Annotated in this window: 17 protein-coding genes and 1 pseudogene; 12 read left to right on the plus strand and 6 right to left on the minus strand. The window is 74.1% G+C overall.

Features of this window, described 5'->3' with window-relative positions; all coding sequences use genetic code 11:
- The 3 genes from ACFPZN_RS52290 to ACFPZN_RS52300 all read right to left on the minus strand — a co-directional run.
- The coding region (locus ACFPZN_RS52290; RefSeq protein WP_378292151.1) for a serine/threonine-protein kinase at positions 1–942 on the minus strand (942 nt) is incomplete at its 3' end.
- Between the two features lie 72 nt (positions 943–1,014).
- Positions 1,015–2,244: an MFS transporter gene (locus tag ACFPZN_RS52295; protein ID WP_378292153.1), complete on the minus strand. Its 1,230-nt coding sequence runs from the start codon at positions 2,242–2,244 to the stop codon at positions 1,015–1,017.
- A gap of 139 nt (positions 2,245–2,383) precedes the next feature.
- A complete protein-coding gene (locus ACFPZN_RS52300) occupies positions 2,384–2,905 on the minus strand; it encodes a TetR/AcrR family transcriptional regulator (protein WP_378292155.1) in 522 nt (173 codons plus the stop codon).
- A 144-nt stretch (positions 2,906–3,049) separates the two neighbouring features.
- On the opposite strand from ACFPZN_RS52300, the gene ACFPZN_RS52305 reads away from it, so the two are divergent.
- Positions 3,050–4,204: a cysteine desulfurase family protein gene (locus tag ACFPZN_RS52305; RefSeq protein WP_378292181.1), complete on the plus strand. Its 1,155-nt coding sequence runs from the start codon at positions 3,050–3,052 to the stop codon at positions 4,202–4,204.
- A 13-nt stretch (positions 4,205–4,217) separates the two neighbouring features.
- Here the strand turns inward: ACFPZN_RS52305 and ACFPZN_RS52310 are convergent, their stop codons facing one another.
- A complete protein-coding gene (locus ACFPZN_RS52310) occupies positions 4,218–5,345 on the minus strand; it encodes a DUF695 domain-containing protein (protein ID WP_378292157.1) in 1,128 nt (375 codons plus the stop codon).
- Positions 5,346–5,422: 77 nt separating this feature from the next.
- Between ACFPZN_RS52310 and mnmA the strand changes: the two genes are divergently transcribed.
- From mnmA to ACFPZN_RS52335, 5 genes are all read left to right on the plus strand, one after another.
- Entirely contained in the window at positions 5,423–6,502 is a 1,080-nt protein-coding gene (gene mnmA, locus ACFPZN_RS52315; protein WP_378292159.1) for a tRNA 2-thiouridine(34) synthase MnmA, read from the plus strand.
- A gap of 125 nt (positions 6,503–6,627) precedes the next feature.
- Complete coding sequence (locus ACFPZN_RS52320) at positions 6,628–7,446, plus strand: LLM class F420-dependent oxidoreductase (RefSeq protein ID WP_378292162.1); 819 nt, start codon at positions 6,628–6,630, stop codon at positions 7,444–7,446.
- Positions 7,443–8,477 (plus strand): methionine synthase, encoded by a 1,035-nt coding sequence (locus ACFPZN_RS52325; protein ID WP_378292164.1) that lies wholly within the window; start codon positions 7,443–7,445, stop codon positions 8,475–8,477. The genes ACFPZN_RS52320 and ACFPZN_RS52325 overlap by 4 nt, the downstream gene beginning before the upstream one ends.
- Positions 8,478–8,568: 91 nt before the next feature.
- On the plus strand, positions 8,569–10,737 hold the full coding sequence (gene ligA, locus ACFPZN_RS52330) for an NAD-dependent DNA ligase LigA (RefSeq protein WP_378292166.1): 2,169 nt from the start codon (positions 8,569–8,571) through the stop codon (positions 10,735–10,737).
- A 263-nt stretch (positions 10,738–11,000) separates the two neighbouring features.
- Positions 11,001–13,151: a putative bifunctional diguanylate cyclase/phosphodiesterase gene (locus ACFPZN_RS52335; RefSeq protein ID WP_378292168.1), complete on the plus strand. Its 2,151-nt coding sequence runs from the start codon at positions 11,001–11,003 to the stop codon at positions 13,149–13,151.
- A gap of 5 nt (positions 13,152–13,156) precedes the next feature.
- Here the strand turns inward: ACFPZN_RS52335 and ACFPZN_RS52340 are convergent, their stop codons facing one another.
- Positions 13,157–13,393, minus strand: coding sequence for a DUF6458 family protein (locus ACFPZN_RS52340; RefSeq protein WP_378292170.1), 237 nt, complete (start codon positions 13,391–13,393; stop codon positions 13,157–13,159).
- A 243-nt stretch (positions 13,394–13,636) separates the two neighbouring features.
- On the opposite strand from ACFPZN_RS52340, the gene ACFPZN_RS52345 reads away from it, so the two are divergent.
- The 5 genes from ACFPZN_RS52345 to ACFPZN_RS52365 all read left to right on the plus strand — a co-directional run bounded on the left by ACFPZN_RS52345 (position 13,637) and on the right by ACFPZN_RS52365 (position 18,373).
- Complete coding sequence (locus ACFPZN_RS52345; protein ID WP_378292172.1) at positions 13,637–13,951, plus strand: hypothetical protein; 315 nt, start codon at positions 13,637–13,639, stop codon at positions 13,949–13,951.
- Between the two features lie 337 nt (positions 13,952–14,288).
- The gene (gatC, locus tag ACFPZN_RS52350) at positions 14,289–14,588 is read left to right on the plus strand and encodes an Asp-tRNA(Asn)/Glu-tRNA(Gln) amidotransferase subunit GatC (RefSeq protein WP_378292175.1); all 300 of its coding nucleotides are present in this window, start codon (positions 14,289–14,291) and stop codon (positions 14,586–14,588) included.
- Positions 14,589–14,749: 161 nt separating this feature from the next.
- Positions 14,750–16,210: an Asp-tRNA(Asn)/Glu-tRNA(Gln) amidotransferase subunit GatA gene (gene gatA / locus ACFPZN_RS52355; RefSeq protein ID WP_378292183.1), complete on the plus strand. Its 1,461-nt coding sequence runs from the start codon at positions 14,750–14,752 to the stop codon at positions 16,208–16,210.
- A gap of 14 nt (positions 16,211–16,224) precedes the next feature.
- The gene (gatB, locus tag ACFPZN_RS52360; RefSeq protein WP_378292185.1) at positions 16,225–17,709 is read left to right on the plus strand and encodes an Asp-tRNA(Asn)/Glu-tRNA(Gln) amidotransferase subunit GatB; all 1,485 of its coding nucleotides are present in this window, start codon (positions 16,225–16,227) and stop codon (positions 17,707–17,709) included.
- A gap of 163 nt (positions 17,710–17,872) precedes the next feature.
- Positions 17,873–18,373 (plus strand): hypothetical protein, encoded by a 501-nt coding sequence (locus ACFPZN_RS52365; RefSeq protein ID WP_378292177.1) that lies wholly within the window; start codon positions 17,873–17,875, stop codon positions 18,371–18,373.
- Between the two features lie 10 nt (positions 18,374–18,383).
- On the opposite strand, the gene ACFPZN_RS52370 is transcribed toward ACFPZN_RS52365, so the two are convergent.
- Positions 18,384–19,511: a PQQ-dependent sugar dehydrogenase gene (locus tag ACFPZN_RS52370; protein ID WP_378292179.1), complete on the minus strand. Its 1,128-nt coding sequence runs from the start codon at positions 19,509–19,511 to the stop codon at positions 18,384–18,386.
- Between the two features lie 648 nt (positions 19,512–20,159).
- Here ACFPZN_RS52370 and ACFPZN_RS52375 point away from each other — a divergent pair.
- A pseudogene (locus ACFPZN_RS52375) lies at positions 20,160–21,195 on the plus strand (hypothetical protein); the annotation flags it as partial.

Consider the following 21,195-nt stretch of genomic DNA (forward strand, 5'->3'; position numbering starts at 1 on the left):
GGCCGTGCCCGCACCGCTCACGCCGGCGGCGCCCGCCGCGGCCACGCTCGCGCCCGACGGAGCCAGGCCCAGCGCGGCCAGCGGGAACAGCATCGCCACCGCCGCCGCGGCGCCCGCCAGGGCGCGCAGCCCCTGCCGCTCCCACCCGGCCCCGTACGCCGCCGACGCCACGCGCTCCAACTCGGCGACGAAGGCGACCGCGCCCGCGGGCCGCTCCCACGGATCCTTGGCCATGCCTTGCGCGACGAGCGGGCGCAGCGGCTCGGGCACCTCCTCCACCGGGACCGGGACGTTCAGGTGCCGGTGCATGAGCGCGCCCGGCTCCCCGGCGGCGAACGGACGCCGTCCTGTGACGCACTCGAAGAACACGCAGGTCGCCGCGTACACGTCGGTGGCCGGAGAGGCGGGCTCGGCACGCCACTGCTCGGGGGCCATGTAGACCGGCGTCCCCGAGCGGCCCGCCTCGCCCGCGTCCACCGCGATCCCGAAGTCGATCAGCTTGCTCAGCCCGTCGCCGCGCACGATCACGTTGGCGGGCTTGTAGTCGCGGTGGACGACGCCCAGCTCGTGCGCCGCGCCCAGGCCCAGCAGCGAGCCCTTGAGCACCGCCAGCGCGGCCTCGGGCGCGAGCGGCGCCCGCTCGGCCAGCACCGCCTTGAGGGACGCGCCGTCCACCGCCTCCATGACGATCGCCGCGCCCTGGGGCCGCTCCACCAGTCCGTACAGCCGGGCGATGCAGGGGTGGCGGACCCGCCGCAGCAGATCGGCCTCGTCCCGGAAACGCGCCCGGAAGCCCGCGTCGTCGCGCAGCCGGGGCGCCAGGTACTTGATCGCGGCGGGCGCGCCGGTGCCGTCGTGCCGGGCCAGCACGACCCGCCCCTGCGCGCCCTCGCCGAGGACCTTCAGCTCGCTGTACCCCGGGACCCGCCACTCGCCGCCCATGGAGCGCCACCCTCCGTGCTGTGATCAACCCAGAAGGGGTTATACAGGATCTCCGGATCCCCGGCGCCCGGTTCAGGCGGCCAGCGGCTCCGGCTCGGGCTCCGGCTCGGCCCCGGCCGCGCCGCGGCCGGACCCGGCCCCGGAGGCGTGCGGGGCCGACTCGACCGCCCCGGCGAGCGGCACGTACCGGGCCCCGAACGCGATCAGCAGCGCCAGCACGACCGTCACGCCCACGCCCACGCGCAGCGAGGTCGCGTCCGCCAGGAACCCGACCACCACCGGGCCGAGCAGCAGCCCGCCGTAGCCCATCGCGCCGACCTGCGCGACCGCGGCGGCCGGACGGTCCGGCACGGCCGTCCCGGCCAGCGAGATCGTGGTCGGGACGACGAGGCAGACCACCAGCCCGGTCACGAAGAACCCGGCGATCGCCACTGGCGCGCCCGGCGCCAGCACGACCACGGTCATGCCCAGCGCGGTGCCGATCCCGGCGCCCACCAGCAGGCGCCGGGTGCCGATCCGCGTCCGGATCCGGTCGCCGGCAAGCCGCCCGAACAGCATGGCCAGCTCGAACACCGGGTAGCCCAGCGCCGCCACCGCCTGGGTGGCGCCGAGCTCGTCGTGCAGGAGCAGCCCGCTCCAGTCGGCGATGGAGCCCTCGGTCATGAAAGCGATGAACGCCAGCGCGCCGATCAGGTAGACGGCGAGCGGCATCCGGGCGGCGCGGCGCCCGTCTCCGGACGCGGCGGGGGCGGGCGGGTCGGCCAGGTAGGTGCGGCCCAGCGCCAGCCCGGCGGGCAGCGACAGCAGCGCGGCGGCCAGCACGGTCGCGGTGAAGCCCAGGCCCGCCGCGGCGGTGGCGACGCCGAACAGGCCGCCGCTCATCGCGCCCGCGCACCAGCCGGCGTGCATGCCGCTCATGATCGGCCGCCGGTGGGCCTGCTCGACCACGCTGCCCTGGGCGTTCATCGCGATGTCGGTGATCCCGAAGGTCATGCCGAACACCGCCACCGCGGCCAGCAGCAGCCCGTAGGTCGGGGCCAGCGCGACCAGCAGGTAGGCGACCGCGGTGAGCGGCAGCGCGACGCGCAGGACGGTGCGGCTGCCGGCGCGGGCCATCACCGCCCGCAGCCCCTGCATCGCGGCGATCGCGCCGAGCCCCCAGACGAGCACGACGATGCCGATCTCGCTCTCGGTGGTCCCGAACTTGCCGGCCAGCGCGGGCATGCGGGCCACCCACACTCCAGTGAGCAGTCCTGCCAGGGCGAAGGTCAGGAACGTGCCCAGACGGGCGCGGGACAGCATCGGTTCACCTCTTACTGTGCTCGGGGGGAGGACGCCATGGAACGGCCGGCCTCGGCAAGGCGCCGCCGGGGCCGGCGGAGGAAGGTCGATCGGGGCGGTCAGCCCGCGGGGAAGCGGGCGAAGCGTCGTCGGCGGGCCGTCATGGCCGGGTCAGGTCGAGCAGGCGCCGTTTCAGCGCGCCGAGCCGCTCGGCGTCGTACGACTCCGGCGAGTGGCTGATCACTTCCCACAGGCCCTCGGCCGCCAGCCGCACGATCATCGCCGCCACCGGGTCGGGGTCGCCGGGGGGAGGCGCCCCGTGCCAGCGCGCCATCGCCTCGTTGAGCGGGGCGGCCAGCTCGGGATCGGCGGCGGCCGCCGTGATCGCCGACCAGCGCCGGTAGGCGCGGGCCTCCCCGGTGAGGATCTCGAACGTCGCCTCCACGTACGCCCGCGCGTAGGAGCCGGGGCCGCCGTCGTCGTGCGCGGCGACCAGCGCGTCGAACTCCTCGATCACCCGCGCGACCAGGCCCTTGACCAGGGCCTCCTTGGACGGGAAGTGGTAGAGCAGCCCGCCCTTGCTGACGCCGGCGCGGTCGGCGACCGCGGTGAGCGTCAGCGCCTGCGTGCCCTGCTCGGACAGCAGGGCCTCGGCGGCGTCGAGGAGGGCGTTCTTCTTCATGGCGAGGCTACTGTACCGGCTGGACGGTTCAGTGGACAAACCGGACGTCCTGCGCGTGATCACCACGACCTCCGCAACCGCCCGCACGCCGGGCAGCGGCCGGTCTCGGGGAAGGATCCGGGCGCGGCTAGTGTTGGGCGGGTGGTGACCTACCTCGACCATGCGGCGACCACCCCGATGCTGCCCGAGGCCGTCGCGGCGATGACGGCCGAGCTGGGCCGCGTGGGCAACCCGTCCTCGCTGCACGTCGCGGGCCGCCGGGCCCGCCGGGTGGTGGAGGAGTCCCGGGAGGTCATCGCGGAGACCTTCGGCGCCCGGCCCAGCGAGGTCGTCTTCACCTCCGGCGGCACCGAGGCCGACAACCTCGCGATCAAGGGCCTGTACTGGGCCCGCCGCGCCGCCGACCCGTCCCGCACCCGCGTGCTGGCCGGGGCCGTCGAGCACCACGCCGTCCTCGACACGGTGCAGTGGCTGGCCGACCACGAGGGCGCCCGCGTCGACTGGATCCCGGTGGACGGCAGCGGCCGCGTCCTGCCGGAGGCGCTGCGCGAGCTGATCGCTCCCGATGTGGCGTTGGTCACGGTGATGTGGGCCAACAACGAGGTCGGCACCGTCCAGCCGGTGGACGAGCTGGCCGCCGTCGCCCGCGAGCACGGCGTCCCCTTCCACACCGACGCCGTCCAGGCCGCCGGGCACCTCCCGGTCGGGCTGCACCACAGCGGCGCGCAGGCGCTCACCCTCAGCGGGCACAAGCTCGGCGGGCCGCTCGGCGTGGGCGCGCTGCTGCTCGGCAAGGGCGTCGACCCGGTGCCGCTGCTGCACGGCGGCGGCCAGGAGCGCGACGTGCGCTCCGGGACGCTCGACACCCCGGCCATCGCGGGCCTCGCCGCCGCCGTCCAGATCGCGGCCGGACGGCGGGACGCCGAGGCGCGGCGGCTGTCCGGGCTGCGCGACCGGCTGATCGAGGCCGTGCTGGAGGCCGTCCCCGACGCCGTCCTGAACGGCGACCCCGCCGGGAGGCTGCCGGGGAACGCGCACTTCTCCTTCCCCGGCTGCGAGGGCGACGCGCTGCTGATGCTGCTGGACGCGCGCGGCATCGCCTGCTCCACCGGCTCCGCCTGCTCGGCCGGGGTGTCCCAGCCCAGCCACGTGCTGCTGGCCATGGGCGCCGACCCGGCCCGCGCCCGCGGCTCCCTGCGCTTCACCCTCGGCCACACCTCGACCGAGGACGACGTCAAGGCGCTGGCCGAGGCCATCGGCCCCGTCGTCGAACGCGCCCGCCGCGCCGGCCTCTCCTAGAGGGCCTGGAGGGCTAGGGCTTGTAGGGGGCGAGCGCCCGCCAGCCCGGGTCGCTGGTGGAGGCGACCTTGGCCTTGCCCTCGGGCCAGCCCGCCGCCATCTGGTCCAGCTCGGCGATCACTCCGGAGTCGGGGTCGGCGTACAGGTGGAACACCCGCAGCCCGTCGCCGGTCTCCCGTACCGCCAGCACCGCCCGGTCGCCCAGCGAGGTGAGCTTCTTCTCGAACTTGCGCAGCGCCCCGGCGGAGGGCTCCACCGGCAGCCGGTCGGGGTTGCTGTGCGCGTACGGCACCGTGATCGCCACGTGCAGGTCGCACAGCGGGTAGTCCTGGCGGTGCAGCGGGAACCGCGCGCCCAGCCGGGCCGGGTGGCCGCGCGGGGTGCGGCTCTCGCCGGTCAGCCAGGTCGGCTCCTCGAACGGCTCGGCGATCTGCTCGACCACGGCGGGCAGCATCGACGGCGGCAGCGCGTCCACCGGCGCCTCGGTCGCGATCGTGATCTCGCCGATCCAGCGGGCCACGTCGTCCTCGCCCATGGACCAGTCGAGGACGTGCGCGGCCACCTGCATCCGCTGCTCCTCCGACACGAACAGGAAGTCGGGGTGGTAGGCGGAGATGTGCACCCGGGCGCGGCCCGCGTCGGCGCGCATGCCCAGCTTCACGTAGTCGAGGTCGAACTCGTGGTCGCCCAGGACGAGCTTGTGCTCCAGCATCTCCAGGTCGGCCTGCCGCGCCGGGAAGAACCGCCAGCCGCCGGCCGCGGCGCCCCGGGGCGCCGCGCGGTGCCAGCGCTCGGCCAGGCCGCGCAGCTCGGGGTCGCCCGCCCCGGTGACGGTCAGGGTGGGGGCGTCGTCGTCACCGCCGCCGATCTCCCACTGCAGCTCGGGGTGGATCTTGTGCACCCGGTGCGAGAGGTCCTCCACGATGGCGGCCGGCAGCCCCTCGCCGCCGGCGTCCCCGTCGTCACCCGCGTCACCGGATTCGCCGGATTCGCCGGGCGATTCGTCGACGGCGAGGGCGTGGGCGGAGGCGTTGATCGACTTCTCGATCTCCGGGCGCGCTCGCGCCCACCACTCCCAGAACTCGCTGATCGAGGCGGGTGTGGCGGCGGACGTCTCGCGGGGACGGCGGAAGATTCCCATAGCGGGCTCATCGTACGCGCAAACCCGGTGATCGGGCCGCAGCGACAGGGCCCGGCAGCGCTTAGTCTGGGAGCGTTATGACTTTGCGCGTACTCGCCGCCATGTCGGGCGGCGTCGACTCCGCCGTGGCCGCCGCCCGCGCCGCCGAGGCCGGTCACGAGGTGACCGGCGTCCACATGGCGCTGTCCAGCAACCCGCAGTCCTACCGGACGGGCGCCCGGGGCTGCTGCACCCTGGAGGACTCCCGGGACGCCCGCCGCGCCGCCGACGTGATCGGCATCCCGTTCTACGTATGGGATCTCGCCGAACGCTTCCACCGCGACGTGGTGGAGGACTTCGTCGACGAGTACGCCGCGGGCCGCACCCCCAACCCGTGCCTGCGCTGCAACGAGAAGATCAAGTTCGCGGCGCTGCTGGACCGGGCGCTGGCGCTGGGCTTCGACGCGGTCTGCACCGGCCACTACGCCCGCCTCGGCGAGGGCGGCGTGCTGCGCCGCGGCGTCGACGCGGGCAAGGACCAGTCGTACGTGCTGGCGGTGTGCACGCCCGAGCAGCTCGCGCACGCGATGTTCCCGCTGGGCGACACCACCAAGGCCGGCATCCGGGCCGAGGCGGAGCGGCGCGGCCTGCAGGTGGCCGACAAGCCCGACAGCCACGACATCTGCTTCATCGCCGACGGCGACACCAAGGGGTTCCTGGCCGACCGGCTCGGCACGGCCCCCGGCCCGATCGTGGACGTCGACGGCAACGAGGTCGGCGAGCACGAGGGCGCCTACGCCTACACCGTGGGGCAGCGCAAGGGCCTGCGCATCGGGCGTCCCGCGCCCGACGGCCGGCCCCGCTACGTGCTCGACATCTCCCCGGTGACCAACACCGTCACCGTGGGGCCGCGGGAGGCGCTGGACGTCCACGAGATCGTGGGCGAGCGGCCGGTGTGGCTGTCGGAGGAGCCCGCCGGGGCGTTCGGCTGCCAGGTGCAGCTGCGGGCGCACGGCGAGGTCCACGACTGCGTCGCCGAGCCGCGGGACGGCCTGCTGCGGATCCGGCTGGCCCGTCCCGCGCGCGGGGTGGCCCCGGGCCAGGCGGCGGTGCTGTACGCGGGGGACCGCGTGCTGGCCTCGGCCACCATCGCCGAGGCGGCCCGCCTCCCCGCGTGAGGGCCGGGAGCCGCTATCTTCCCTAGGCGCCCTTCCCCGTGCGCCGCTCCCGGGCACGCGGGCGCCTGAAGTCGATCGAGTACAGGCCGGGTACGCGGCCGAGCAGATTCGTGAGGTGAGGATTCGTGAGGTTCGGTGTCTCCACCTTCGTGACGGACGAGGGGATCGGCCCGGCCGAGCTGGGCCGCGCCCTGGAGGAACGCGGCTTCGGGTCCCTCTACGTCGCCGAGCACACCCACATCCCGGTGAAGCGGGAGTCCCGGTGGCCGGGCGGCGCCGACCTGCCGCGCTGGTACTACCGGACCCTCGACCCGCTCGTGACGCTGACCGCCGCGGCGGTGGCGACCGAGCGGCTGGAGGTCGGCACCGGCATCGCGCTGGTCGTGCAGCGCGACCCGATCGTCCTGGCCAAGGAGATCGCCTCCCTCGACCTGGTGTCGGGCGGACGGGCGGTGCTGGGCGTGGGCGCGGGCTGGAACCGCGAGGAGATGCGCAACCACGGCACCGACCCGCGCACCCGGATGCGGCTGCTCGCCGAGCGGGTGCGGGCGATCAAGACGCTGTGGACGCAGGAGGAGGCGGAGTTCCACGGCGAGTTCGTCGACTTCGACCCGGTGCACCTCTACCCCAAGCCCGTCCAGGACCCGCACCCGCCGGTGCTGGTCGGCGGCGCGGGCCCGACGACGTTCGACCGGGTGCTGGAGTTCGGCGACGGCTGGATGCCGATCTACGGCCGGGGCGCGGGCGACCTGGCCGTCCAGATCGCCGAGCTGCGGGAGCGGGCCGGGCGGCGGGTGCCGGTGACGGTGTTCGGCGTCCCGGCCGAGGCCGCGGTCGTGGCGGAGCTGGAGGCGGCCGGCGCCGACCAGGCCCTGTTCAACCTGAAGACCCTGCCGGAGGACGGCACCCTCCGCGAACTCGACGAGCTGGCCGGGCTGCTATGACCACCGACGCCGTGAACGACGAGGACCGGCCCTACCCCTGGGGCCCGGGGACGGCCACCGGGGTGGGCTCCTACCCCGGCGGGGACGCCGCCGAGGCGCTGCGGACCGTGCTGGGCGAGGTGCCCGAGCTGCCGCACCTGCCCGAGCTGCCCGCGCGCGGTCCGGGCGCCGACATGATCGGCCGCACCGCCGGGCTGCTGGTCGACCTGGCCGTGCACGTGGAGCCGTCCGGGTGGCGGTTCTCCGACCGTCCGGGCCGCGACACCCGGCGCAGCCACGACCATCTGGCGCGCGATCTGGACCTGCTGGAGGAGGTCGCGGAAGGGCACGACGGCCCGTTCAAGATCCAGGTGTGCGGGCCCTGGACGCTGGCGGCCGGGATCGAGCTGCGGCACGGCGACCGCGCGCTCCGCGACCCGGGCGCGGTCCGCGACCTGACCGAGTCGCTGGCCGAGGGCGTGGCCCGGCACGTCGCGGACGTGCGGCGGCGGCTCCCGCACGCCCGGATCCTGCTCCAGATCGACGAGCCGGGGCTGCCCGCGGCGCTGGCCGGACGGGTGCCGACCGCCAGCGGGTTCTCGCGGCTGCGCGCGGTGGAGCCGCCGCTGGCCGAGCACGGGCTGCGCCAGGTGATCGAGGCCGTGGACGGCGAGGCGTTCCCCGTCGTGCACTGCTGTGCGCGCCAGGTCCCTTACGCCCTGCTGCGGGGCGCCGGGGCGAAGGCGATCTCGGTCGATCTCACCATGGTCCCGCGGAAGGACGACGACGCGGTGGGGGAGACGATCGACGCCGGGGTCGCGCTGTTCCTCGGCGCGGTCCCGGGCGTGGACGCGGCGCTGCCGTCCCTGGAGGCCACCGCCGCGCCCGTGCGGGAGCTGTGGCGGCGGCTGGGGTTCCCCGCGCCGCGGCTGGCCGAGCAGGTCGTGATCACACCGGCGTGCGGTCTGGCGGGCGCCTCGCCGCGGTACGCGCGGGCGGCGCTGAAGCGCTGCCGCGACGCCGCCCGGATGCTGTACGAGGCCGCCGAGTAGGCGGCGCGGCGCGTTCCGTCCGGTATCCGCGCACGTCGGACGGGGCGCGGCGGGTGGCCAAACTGTCCGGGGCACCGGCCAGAATGGGGGCATGACCGCGAGCCAGGGTGTGCCCATGGAGGCCGCTCAGCGCCATCGGGAGCTGAGCCAGGAGATCGACGAGGCCAACTACCGGTACTACGTGCTCGACGCCCCGACGCTGAGCGACGCCGCCTACGACCGGCGGATGCGCGAGCTGCGGGCGCTGGAGGAGGAGCACCCGGAGCTGGTCACCCCCGACTCGCCGACCCAGAGGGTCGGCGCGCCGATCACCACCGACTTCGCGACCGTCGGGCATCTGGAGCGGATGCAGAGCCTCGACAACGCGATGAACACCGACGAGCTGCTGGCCTGGGACGACCGGGTGGTGCGGGAGGCGGGCCGGATCGCCGCCTACCTGTGCGAGCCGAAGATCGACGGGCTGGCGATCGCGCTGGTGTACGAGGACGGCCGGCTGGTGCGGGCCGTCACCCGCGGCGACGGCCAGACCGGGGAGGACGTCACCCACAACGTCCGCACCATCGCCTCGGTGCCGTCCCGGCTGGCGGGCGAGGGCTGGCCGGCGGTGCTGGAGGTGCGCGGCGAGGTCTTCCTGACGGTCGAGGGGTTCCAGCAGGTCAACGAGGTGCAGGCGGAGGCGGGCAAGGAGCCGTTCGCCAACCCGCGCAACGCCGCCGCCGGGTCGCTGCGGCAGAAGGACCCGCGGGTCACCGCGCGGCGGCCGCTGGACATGCTGATCCACGGGTTCGGGCGCTGGCAGGGCGGGGTGCGGCCCGACAGCCAGGCCGAGGCGTACGAGGTGATGGGCGGGTGGGGCCTGCCGGTCAGCGACCGCTACCGGGTCGTCGAGACCATGGACGCCGTCCGCGAGTACATCGAGTACTACGGCGAGCACCGGCACGGCACCGCGTACGAGATCGACGGCGTGGTCGTCAAGGTCGACCAGTTCCCGCTGCAGCGGCGGCTGGGGTCCACCTCGCGGGCGCCGCGCTGGGCGATCGCGTGGAAGTACCCGCCGGAGGAGGTCAACACCCGGCTGCTGGACATCAAGGTCGGCGTGGGCCGTACCGGGCGGGTCACCCCGTACGGGGTGATGGAGCCGGTCAGGGTCGCCCAGACCACGGTGGAGTACGCCACGCTCCACAACGCGGGCGAGGTCAAGCGCAAGGGCGTGCTGATCGGCGACATGGTGGTGCTGCGCAAGGCGGGCGACGTGATCCCCGAGATCGTGGCGCCGGTGCCCGGGCTGCGCGACGGCTCCGAGCGCGAGTTCACGATGCCCTCGCACTGCCCCGAGTGCGGCACCGAGCTGGCGTACGAGAAGGAGGGCGACGCCGACATCCGCTGCCCCAACGCCCGGTACTGCCCGGCGCAGCTGCGCGAGCGGGTGTTCTTCGCGGCCGAGCGGGAGCGGCTCGACATCGACGCGCTGGGCTACGTCGCGGCGACCGCGCTGACCCAGCCGCTGGAGCCCGCCGATCCGCCGGTGAAGAACGAGGGCGACCTGTTCGGCCTGACGGTGGAGCGGCTGCTGCCGATCAGGACGGTGGTGCGCGACCGCCGCACCGGCCTGCCGAAGGTCGACGAGAAGACCGGCGAGCCGAAGGTCGTGACGTTCTTCGCCAACAAGGAGGGCGAGCCGAAGAAGATCGTCGAGATCCTCTTCGAGGAGCTGGAGAAGGCCAAGGAGCAGCCGCTGTGGCGGGTGCTGGTGGCGCTGTCGATCCGGCATGTCGGCCCGTCGGCGGCCCGCGACCTGGCCCGGGAGATGCGCTCGATGGACGCGATCCGGGAGGCGTCCGAGGAGGAGCTGGCCGCGGTGGACGGGGTCGGGCCCACCATCGCGCGGTCGATCAAGAGCTGGTTCGAGGTCGACTGGCACCGGGAGATCGTGCGCAAGTGGGCCGAGGCGGGCGTCCGGATGGAGGAGGAGGGCGCGGCGGGCCCGCGCCCGCTGGAGGGCGTCACGGTGGTGATCACCGGGTCGATGCAGGAGTACAGCCGGGACTCGGCCACCGAGGCGGTGCAGGCGCTGGGCGGCAAGGTCAGCGGGTCGGTGTCGAAGAAGACGGGCTTCGTGGTCGCGGGCGACAAACCCGGGTCCAAATACGACAAGGCCGTCAAGCTCGGTGTGCCGGTGCTGGACGAGGACGGATTCCGCGTGCTGCTGGCCGAGGGGCCGGAAGCGGCCAAAAACGTGACCCAGAGCGGGGACGCATGACCGGGCCGTGGTCGTTGCACGGATAACCAGGTTGGTGTTACCCAACGGTACAGTACGACTACCCACCGGCGGTGTCCTAGTGCAGAATGGGCATAACGGAACGTACCCAATCGGTTTCGCGAAGTTGAGCAAAGGTCGTACCCTCCCTGTCATCACGACCCAGCAGAACCTCCGGTCGTAACACAGGGGAGCGCCCTCCAGCACCGCCGGCGGCCGCGGGCCCCGGGCCGGGGGTCGGCCCTCGTACTCCCCCCGAGGATGTGATGAAGGACCCGAACAACACGCGGAACACGATGCCGCGCCGGGGCTCCCCGCTGTGGATCTACTTCGTGGTCGCCGTCCTGGCGGGCGGCGCCGCGTGTGTCGTCGCGCTCGCCGGGCTGTCGGGCGCCGACGTCGACGCCCTCCTGGGCAATCCGCTCTTCTGGATCCTGGGCTGCTTCATCGTGTTCGGCGAGCTGCGGCCGATCATCACGCCCGGCTCCACCGAGAACAACGGCGCCACGACCTCCACGACGTTCTCGTTCGCGGCGCTGCTGTACGCGGGGCTGCCCATCGCCGCGCTGCTCCAGGCCGTCGCCGCCGCCACCTGCGGCATCCTGCGGGGCCGCAGCCCGCACCGCATCGCGTTCAACGTCGCGCAGTACACCCTCAGCCTGGGCGCCGCCCAGCTCGTCCTCATGCTGTTCGGGGTGCGCGCCACCCCGACCTCCCTGTGGGTGCCCGAAGGCCAGGACCTGCCCGCGATCGCGCTGGCCGGCGCCGTCTACTTCGTCTGCAACGACACCCTGGTCGGCACCGCGATCGCGCTGCACGAGCGGGTGTCGCTGGTGAAGGCGCTGCGCTGGGACCTCGGCTACCAGGTGCTGGTGCACCTGGCCCTGCTCGGGCTGGCGCCGCTGATGGTCGTCGCGATGGACCGCTCGGCCGCGTTCGTCCCGCTGATCGTGCTGCCGTTCATCGCGGTGTACCTGAACGCCTCGGTGTCGGTGCGGCGCGAGCACCAGGCGCTGCACGACGGCCTGACCGGGCTGCCCAACCGCAAGCTGCTGATCGTCCGCACGGAGGAGGCGCTGGCCGAGGCGCGCGGCGCGCGGGCCCGCGCCGCCGCTGCCGCCGCGGCGGCGGCGAACCGGTCAGGGGCCTCCAGGCAGCCCGGCGCGGGCGCCGCCCCGCGGCTCAAGGGCGCCGGCGAGCCCGGCCGCCGCACCGGGCTCTTCCTCCTCGACCTCGACCGGTTCAAGGAGGTCAACGACACCCTCGGGCACCCGACCGGCGACCGCCTCCTGCAGCTGGTCGCGCACCGGCTCACTCACAGCGTCCGCCCCGGCGACCTGGTGGCCCGGCTCGGCGGCGACGAGTTCGCGGTGCTGCTGCCCACCGTCCGCGACGCGGCCGCGGCCCGCGAGGTCGCCGCCCGGCTGCGGGCCGCGCTCAGCGAGCCGGTGCGCCTGGACGGCATGTCGTTCGACCTGGAGGCCAGCGTCGGGATCGCGCTGTTCCCCGACCACGCCCCCGACTTCGAGCTGCTGCTCCAGCGCGCCGACGTCGCGATGTACGAGGCCAAGGGGAGGCGCACCGGTGTCGAGGTCTACTCGCCGTCCAAGGACCGCAACTCCCCGGCCCGGCTGACGATGCTCGGCGACCTGCGCCGCGCCGTCGACCGCGGCGAGCTGGAGCTGTTCTACCAGCCCAAGGTCGCGCTGCACGACGGCCAGCTGGTGGGCATGGAGGCGCTGCTGCGCTGGCGGCACCCCGACAAGGGCCTGCTGGAGCCGGAGCACTTCCTGCCGATCGCCGAGCAGACCTACCTGATGCGCTCGATCACCCAGTACGTGGTGGAGTCCGCGCTGGCGCAGGCGGCCGCGTGGTGGCGGGAGGACCTCACCGTCCAGGTCGCGGTGAACGCCTCCGGCCGCGACCTGCTCGACACCGGTCTCACCGAGACCATCGAGGAGGGCCTGCTGCGCCGGGGCCTGCCCGCGGCGTCGCTGCAGCTGGAGATCACCGAGAAGATCCTGATGAACGAGCAGGCCTACGCCTCCGACACGGTGACGGCGCTGGCCGCGCTGGGCATCCCGCTCAGCCTGGACGACTTCGGCACCGGCTACTCCTCGCTGGTCCGGCTCAAGCGGATGCCGGTCGAGGAGATCAAGATCGACGCCTCGTTCGTGTCCCGGATCACCGCCTCCGCCGACGACGCGGTGATCGTGCGGTCCGTCATCGACCTGGCCCGCACCCTGGGCCTGCGCTCGGTCGCCGAGGGCGTGGAGGATCCGCAGACCGCCGCGGCGGTGCGCGAGATGGGCTGCGACGCCGCCCAGGGCTGGCACTTCGGCCGTCCCATGGACGCCGCCACCGCCACCGACTGGCTGCGCCGCCGCACGCAGCGCGCGCCCGAACCGGCGGCCTGACGCCGTCAGTAGCGGCGCCGGTACTCGGGCTCGACGTCCTCGTAGTAGTGCTCCTCGCGGACGGCCGGCGGCCGGCGGCGCGCGCTCGCGAACCGGACGATCCCCAGGATCAGCCCGGCCAGCCCGCCGACCATGGGGATGATCCCGACCACCCGGATGTCGACCCCGCTGACCTCGAACTCCACCGCGTACGTCAGGATCGCCCCGATGATGATCAGTGCGAGTCCGCCTCCGATGGTCACGGTGCCACTCCTCTCGTCCCTGCCGTACCCGCCCAACCTTCCCGACATATCCGCTTGAAACCTGTCGCCCGGCGGATGTCCGGAATGGGAGTGATGAAACGATCGCCCTGACCCGGCGGAGAGTGAAAGTCGGAGGCCCGGTCAGAGATCGGCCGAGGGAAGGGGTGGGAACGCTACGATTCGTCCATGAATAATGCGGCACGTGGGATAATCTTCGGCGTTTTCCTTCTTGGAACGCTGCTGATGGGTGCCACCGCGACCCAGTACATCGAGAGCGACTCCGAGACCAGCGCCAAGGGGGCCCTGGTCTGCGGGCTGCTCGCCATCGCCAGCGCGATGATCGCGGCCGGCGCGCTCAACGGCATGACCCCGCCCGCCCCGAAGGTCGCACGCTTCGTCCCGCCCGGCGCTCCTCCCCAGGCGGCCCAGCCCCAAGCGCAGCCCCAGGCCCAGCCCTACTCCCAGCCCGCGACCCCGCCCTACGGCGCGTACGGCGGCCAGCCCCAGCAAGGCGGCCCGCAGGCGGGCCCGCCCCAGCAGCCCGGCCCTTCCCGCTGAGCCGCCCAGCCGAAAACGTTATTCGGGTACGGCGCTCATCGGCCGCGCGGCGCAATTGCCGGCCCGATCGAATTCTCCGGCGCCGGGGCGCCCGCGTATTCGCGGTGATCGGAAGCGGCTCGGGCGGTGTGGATCGTCGCCGCCGCGGACGGTGCCGGACGATCGTCCCGCCGGGTTCCGGGCGGCTCCCGCGACCCGCCGTGGGTGCCCGCCACCGCCCGGCGGTCCCGGGCGGGCGCCGCGCGCGGCGGGCGGCCGGGGGTAAATCCGGTCGGGTCGTGGGGGTGCGGCCCATAGGATGGCAGCTAACTTCATCGATCGCAGGAACGGTTGTCACATGTCCGCCATCACCCGTGACGAGGTGGCGCACCTCGCTCGGCTGTCCCGGCTGGCGCTGGCCGACGATGAGCTCGACCATCTCGCCGCGCAGCTCGACCAGATCATCTCCGCGGTCGCGCGGGTGCAGGAGGTTGCCGCGGAGGACATCCCGCCCTCCTCGCACGCGCTGCCGCTGACCAACGTGTACCGGGCCGACGAGGTCCGGCCCTCGCTGACCCCGGAGCAGGCCCTCTCGGGCGCTCCGAAGGCCGAGGAGCAGCGCTTCCGCGTACCCCGGATCCTGGACGAGGAGGCCTGAGCATGGCGGAGACGAGGGAGCCGGAGGGGCGCGGCGGCGCCTGGACTGACGAGCGAGGAACGAGCGAGGAGGGAAGGCGTCGCCAGGAGGCGCCCCGGAGGCGACCGGGGAGCACAGCCAGCGATCTGGTCAGGCGGACCGCCGCGGAGCTGGCGGAGCTGATGGCCTCCGGGCAGGCGTCCGCGGCCGAGGTGGCGCGGGCGCACCTGGACCGGGTGGCCGCCGTCGACGGCGCCGTCGGCGCGTTCCTGCACGTCGACGAGGAGGCCGTGCTCGCCCAGGCGCGCGCGATCGACGAGCGGCGCGCCGCGGGGGAGGAGCTCGGGCCGCTGGCCGGGGTGCCGATCGCGCACAAGGACGTGTTCACCACCACCGACATGCCCACCACCGCCGGGTCGAAGATCCTGCAGGGGTGGCGGCCGCCGTACGACTCGACCGTGACCGCGCGGCTGCGCGAGGCCGGGCTGGTCATCCTCGGCAAGACCAACATGGACGAGTTCGCGATGGGCTCCTCCACCGAGAACAGCGCCTACCAGACGACCCGCAACCCGTGGGACCTGGAGCGGATCCCGGGCGGGTCGTCCGGCGGGTCCTCGGCGGCGGTCGCCGCGTACCAGGCGCCGCTGGCCACCGGCACCGACACCGGCGGCTCGATCCGCCAGCCGGCCGCGGTGACCGGGATCGTGGGCGCCAAGCCGACCTACGGCGGGTCGTCCCGGTACGGCGTGATCGCGTTCGCGTCGTCGCTGGACACGCCGGGCCCGTTCGCGCGCACCGTGCTGGACGCGGCGCTGCTGCACGAGGCGTTCTCGGGCCACGACCGGATGGACGCCACCTCGATCGACGAGCCGGTGCCGCCGGTCGTGGAGGCCGCCCGCCGCGCCGACGTGACCGGGCTCACCGTGGGCGTGGTGAAGGAGTTCGCCGGCGACGGCTACCAGCCGGGCGTGCTGGCCCGCTTCGACGAGACGGTCGAGCTGCTGGAGTCGCTGGGCGCCAAGGTCGTCGAGGTGTCCTGCCCCAACTTCACCTACGCGCTGCCCGCCTACTACCTGATCGCGCCCTCGGAGTGCTCGTCCAACCTGGCGCGGTTCGACGCCATGCGGTACGGGCTGCGGGTCGGCGACGACGGCACCCGCAGCGCCGAGGAGGTCATGGCGCTCACCCGGGCCGAGGGCTTCGGTCCCGAGGTCAAGCGGCGGATCATGCTGGGCACCTACGCGCTGTCCTCGGGCTACTACGACGCCTACTACGGCAAGGCGCAGCAGGTCCGCACGCTGATCCAGCGCGACTTCGACGCCGCGTTCGGGCAGGTGGACGTGCTGATCTCGCCGACCACGCCGACGACCGCGTTCGCGATCGGGGAGCGCGCCGACGACCCGATGGCGATGTACCTCGCCGACCTGTGCACGATCCCGGCCAACCTGGCGGGCAACGCGGCCATCTCCGTGCCGTGCGGGCTGTCCGGCGACGGGCTGCCGGTCGGGTTGCAGATCATGGCCCCCGTGCTGGGCGACGACCGGGTGTACCGGGTCGGCGCCGCCGTCGAGCGGGCCCTGGAAGACCGCTGGGGCGGCCCGCTGCTGGCCAAGGCCCCCGAACTCGCGGAGGCCGGCAAGTGAGCACGCCGACGGTGATGAAGTACGACGAGGCGCTGGCGAAGTACGAGCCGGTGCTGGGCATCGAGACCCACATCGAGCTGGGCACCGAGACCAAGATGTTCTGCGGCTGCCGCACCGTGTTCGGCGCCGAGCCCAACACCCAGGTCTGCCCGGTGTGCCTGGGCCTGCCCGGGGCGCTGCCGGTGACCAACCGGGCCGCGATCGAGGGCATCATCAAGATCGGTCTGGCGCTGAACTGCGAGATCGTGGACTGGTGCAGGTTCGCCCGGAAGAACTACTTCTATCCGGACATGCCGAAGAACTTCCAGATCTCCCAGTACGACGAGCCGCTGTGCGTGGACGGCCACCTCGAGGTCGAGGTCGAGGGCGAGACGTACCGGATCGAGATCGAGCGCGTCCACATGGAGGAGGACACCGGCAAGTCCCTGCACGTGGGCGGCGCCACGGGCCGCATCCACGGGGCCGAGTACTCGCTGGTCGACTACAACCGGGCCGGGATCCCGCTGGTGGAGATCGTCACCAAGCCGATCCCCGCGACCGGTGACCGGGCGCCGCTGGTGGCGCGCGCGTACGCGACCGAGCTGCGCGAGCTGGTGCGCTCGCTGGGCGTGTCGGACGTGCGGATGGAGCAGGGCTCGATGCGCTGCGACGTCAACGTGTCGCTGATGCCGCGCGGCGCCTCCGCGTGGGGCACCCGCACCGAGACCAAGAACGTCAACTCGCTGCGCTCGGTCGAGCGGTCGGTGCGGTCGGAGATCGAGCGGCAGGCCGGGGTGCTGGAGTCCGGCGGCCGGGTGGTCCAGGAGACCCGGCACTTCCACGAGGAGACCGGCGCCACCACCAGCGGGCGGAGCAAGGAGGAGGCGCAGGACTACCGCTACTTCCCCGAGCCCGACCTGGTGCCGATGGCGCCGTCCCGGGAGTGGGTGGAGGAGCTGCGCGCGACGCTGCCCGAGCCGCCCGCCGCCCGCCGCGCGCGGGTGCAGAAGGAGTGGGGCCTGTCCGACCTGGAGCTGCGCGACGTCGTCAACGCCGGGGCGCTCGACCTGATCGAGGAGACGATCGGCGCGGGCGCCGACGCCGCCGCGGCCCGCAAGTGGTGGATGAACGAGCTGTCGCGGCGCGCCACCGAGCAGGGCGCGGAGCTGGCCGACCTGCCGATCACCCCGGCGCAGGTGGCGCGGATCCAGGAGATGGTCGCGGCCGGCGAGCTGAACGACAAGCTGGCCCGCCAGGTCTTCACCGGCGTCCTGGACGGCGAGGGCGGGCCCGACGAGGTGGTCGCCGCCCGCGGGCTGAAGGTGGTCAGCGACGACGGCGCGCTGACCGCGATCGTCGACCAGGTGATCGCCGACAACCCGGACGTGGCCGAGAAGGTCCGCGGCGGGAAGGTCAACGCGGTGGGCGCGCTGATCGGCCCGGTGATGAAGGCCACCCGCGGGCAGGCCGACGCGGGCCGGGCCCGGCAGCTGATCCTGGAGCGTCTCGGGGCGTCCTGATCCACCCGTTCGGGGCGCCCCTTTCCGGGACGGTCCCGCGGCGGGCGACCGGCCGGAACCGTCCGTGCCGGGAGCGACCTGCGGGTATCTCCGGGGCGCCCCGATCGTCCCGATAATGGGCGCGCGGCCGGGATGGGCGGTGCGATATCGTCCGTCACTGATCGTGCCCGCCGGGACGAAGCAGGGAACGTTGAACAAGAACATCACCACGCTGATGGCCGCCGCGTCACTGGGGATCCTCGCGTTCGGGACGGCCGCGTGCGGCGGCGACGACGGCGAGAAGGCCGCGCCGCCGTCCGCGTCCGCCTCCTCCTCCGCGCCCGCCTCGCCGGGGCAGGGCGCGGCCACCTCGGGAGCGCCGTCCGCCCCGGGAGCCCCGTCCGCTCCGGGAGCGCCCGCGGCGCCCGGTGGCGCCCCGGCCCCGCCGCCCCCGCCGCCCGCCCTCCAGGTCGTGCTGGTCGACGCCAAGGGCACCAAGTACGGCCGCCAGTCGCTGGCGGACGCGATGGCGCGCGCCGCCCGCCAGGCGGGCGGGAACGTCCCGGCGAACTTCTGCGAGAACGCCTACCAGAAGGCCGAGAAGGACGGCGGGAGGTTCCCGGCCGGGAAGCCCGCGTACCTGGAGGCGTGCGGGCAGGGCGTCAAGCAGGCATCCTCCGGCTGACCGGCGGCGCTCAGCGCTGCACGGGGATGACGAGGATCGTGTCGTCGCCCTGGCGCGGGTCGCCGCGGCCGTCGCGGTTGCTGGTGGTGACCCACAGCGAGCGGCCGTCGGGGGACGCCACGGCGGCGCGGAGGCGGCCGTACCGGCCCTGGTAGTGGGCGATGGGACGGCCCACGTTGCCGTTGCCGTCCAGCGGCACCTGCCACAGCCGTTCGCCGCGCAGCGCGGCGGCCCACAGCGAGCCGCCCGCGTAGGCGAGCCCGGACGGCGACGCCTCGGCGGTCGACCAGGTCAGCAGCGGGTCGGTGTACTGCCGCTGCCCGCCGACGCCCTCCACACGGGGCCAGCCGTAGTTGGCGCCTCGCTCGATCCGGTTGATCTCGTCGAAGCGGTCCTGGCCGAACTCGGTGGCGTACATGCGCTTGGCGTCGTCCCAGGCCAGGCCCTGCACGTTGCGGTGGCCGTACGTCCAGATCCTGGTGCCGTAGGGGTTGCCCGGTGCGGGCCTGCCGTCGGGGGTGACGCGCAGGATCTTCCCGCCGAGGGAGTCGCGGTTCTGGGCGAGCTCGGTCCGGTAGATCTCGCCGGTGCCGATGTAGAGCATGCCGTCGGGGCCGAAGGCGATGCGCCCGCCGTTGTGGTTGCTGCCCTTGGGGATGCCCGTCACGATCGGCTGCGGGCTTCCGAGGCGGTCGTCGTAGCGGTAGCGGACGACCCGGTTGTCGCCGGCGGCGGTGAAGTAGAGGTAGACGTACCAGTCGCGGTCGAACGACGGTGAGACGGCCACGCCCAGCAGGCCGCCCTCGCCCTCGGCCTCGACCCCGGGCACCTTGCCGACCTCCGTGACCTTGCCCCCCGGAGTGACCCTGAGCAGGTCGCCCCTGTCGCGCTCGGTGACCAGGGCGTCGCCGCCGGGGAGGAAGGTCACCGCCCACGGGACCTCCAGGCCGGTGGCCAGCACGCGCGGCTCGCCGAGCCGGGCCGCTCCGGCGGTGGCGCCGCCGCCCTGGGTGGTGGTGATGGGGGCGGGGGTGCGCGCCTGGCCGTCGCCGCCTCCACCGCCACCGGACGAGCACGCGCCCGCCAGCAGGACGCCGGAGACCGCCACGGCGGCCACGGTGATCGAGTGCTGTCTCATGGATCGCCTCTCCGTCACTTACCTTCTACTACGGATGTGGCGGCGATCTCGTTCCGCCCGTGCGTGGCGCGCGAGCTTTTACGGGGCGCTCACGGGAGCCGCCGCCATAATGAGCACGACGCCGCGGGCGGTGCCGCACAACGGCACGCCCCGGTGTTCCCGTGAACGGCCGTCCGCGCCCGCCTCGTACCCGTACATAAACGGCCGAGTCCGGCCAAGTTGCCCCACCGGCGACCACGGAGGGTGTTCGCGGGCCGGTTCCGGCAGAGGTGACGTTCGGGGCCGACACGCCGGAGCGCGAACGCCCGACAAGGCCGTTCGTCTCCGGGTGGACGCCCAGCCTCAATCGCTCCGTGACCTACGGAACGTACAGTGAGCGACACGGTGATCCCGCACCGCAGCAACGTCGCTGACCTACAGTCGGCGCAGCCGATGCGCCCGCCGCGATCCCGGCGCCCACCCCGCGCGGGGCACGATCGTCCGCGCGCCGGCGTTGGCCGGGTGACCGGTGCGGATCGGCGGCCGACCGGCCGATGGATCGACCACATCAACGAATCAACGAATCGATGACGAGGAACCCCCGGGCGCGACGCGGCGCGGTCGTGGCGACGGCGGCGCCGGGGGAAGGGCAGGAGGGGACACGGCGCGATGAGCGGCGAGAGGGCCAGGTGGTCGCCGCGGCGGATCCCGCCGCGGGCGCTGCCGGTCGGCGTGGTCGCGATCGCCGGTGTGCTCTACGCCATCGGCTCGCTGCTGGGCTGGGGCGGCACGGCCCTCATCTCCTGGGGTGAGGCGGCCGCCGCGCTGATCGCCGCGGTGGCGCTGCTGGCCGCGTCCCGGCGCCCGTCCGCCGAGGGCGCCGTCACCGGCGTCCCCGGTGCGGTGCCCGCGCCGCCGGCCGGCGCCGCCGACCCGGACGGGGTGCCGGACGGGCCGTCCGCGCCGTCGGTGTGGCGGGCGTCGTGGCGGTGGTTCGGCATCGCGGCCGCGTCGTGGTGCGTCGCGGCGTTCGGCGGCGCGCTGGCGTCCACCGTGTCGAGCCGCAGCGCCCTGTCGCTGTCGGTGACCGACCTGTTCTACCTGGGCGCGGTGGGCGCGCTGGTGACCGGGCTGATCGTGCCGATCCGGCTGCCCCGGGACGCCTACACCTGGGTCCGGTACGCGGCCGACACCTACGTGTGCGCGGGCGCGCTGTTCGTGCTGGGGTGGGTGGCGCAGTTCAGCGGGCTCTACCACCGGTCGGGGGAGACCCCGTCGGAGTTCCTGCTGGAACTGCTGTACCCGCTGATCGACATCGTGGTGGTGTGCGGGGCGCTGCCGTTCGTGCTGGGCTCGTCCCGGGGCCACCGACGCACGGCGTGGACGGCGTACGGCGCGCTGGTCGCCTTCGCCGCCGCCGACATCGTGACCACCGTGGTGCGGCTGCGCGGCGGCGCGCCCGCCGACGACCCCGCCGACATTCTGCGGCTCGGCGGCCTGCTGCTGCTCATCCTGATCCCGCTGACGACGGCGCCGGCCGCGCCGCCGGAGACCGGCGACCCGCTCGCCGACGACCCCGAGGACGATCCCGAGGTGGCCCGGCCCCCGTCCGGGACCCTTCCCGGCGGCCCCGCCGACGCCCCCGCGGGCGTTCCCTCGGACGCGCCCGAAGGAGGCCGGCTGATCGGGCCGGGCATCGCCGCGG

The sequence above is a fragment of the Actinomadura rugatobispora genome (assembly GCF_042656285.1).
Lineage (GTDB): Bacteria > Actinomycetota > Actinomycetes > Streptosporangiales > Streptosporangiaceae > Spirillospora > Spirillospora rugatobispora.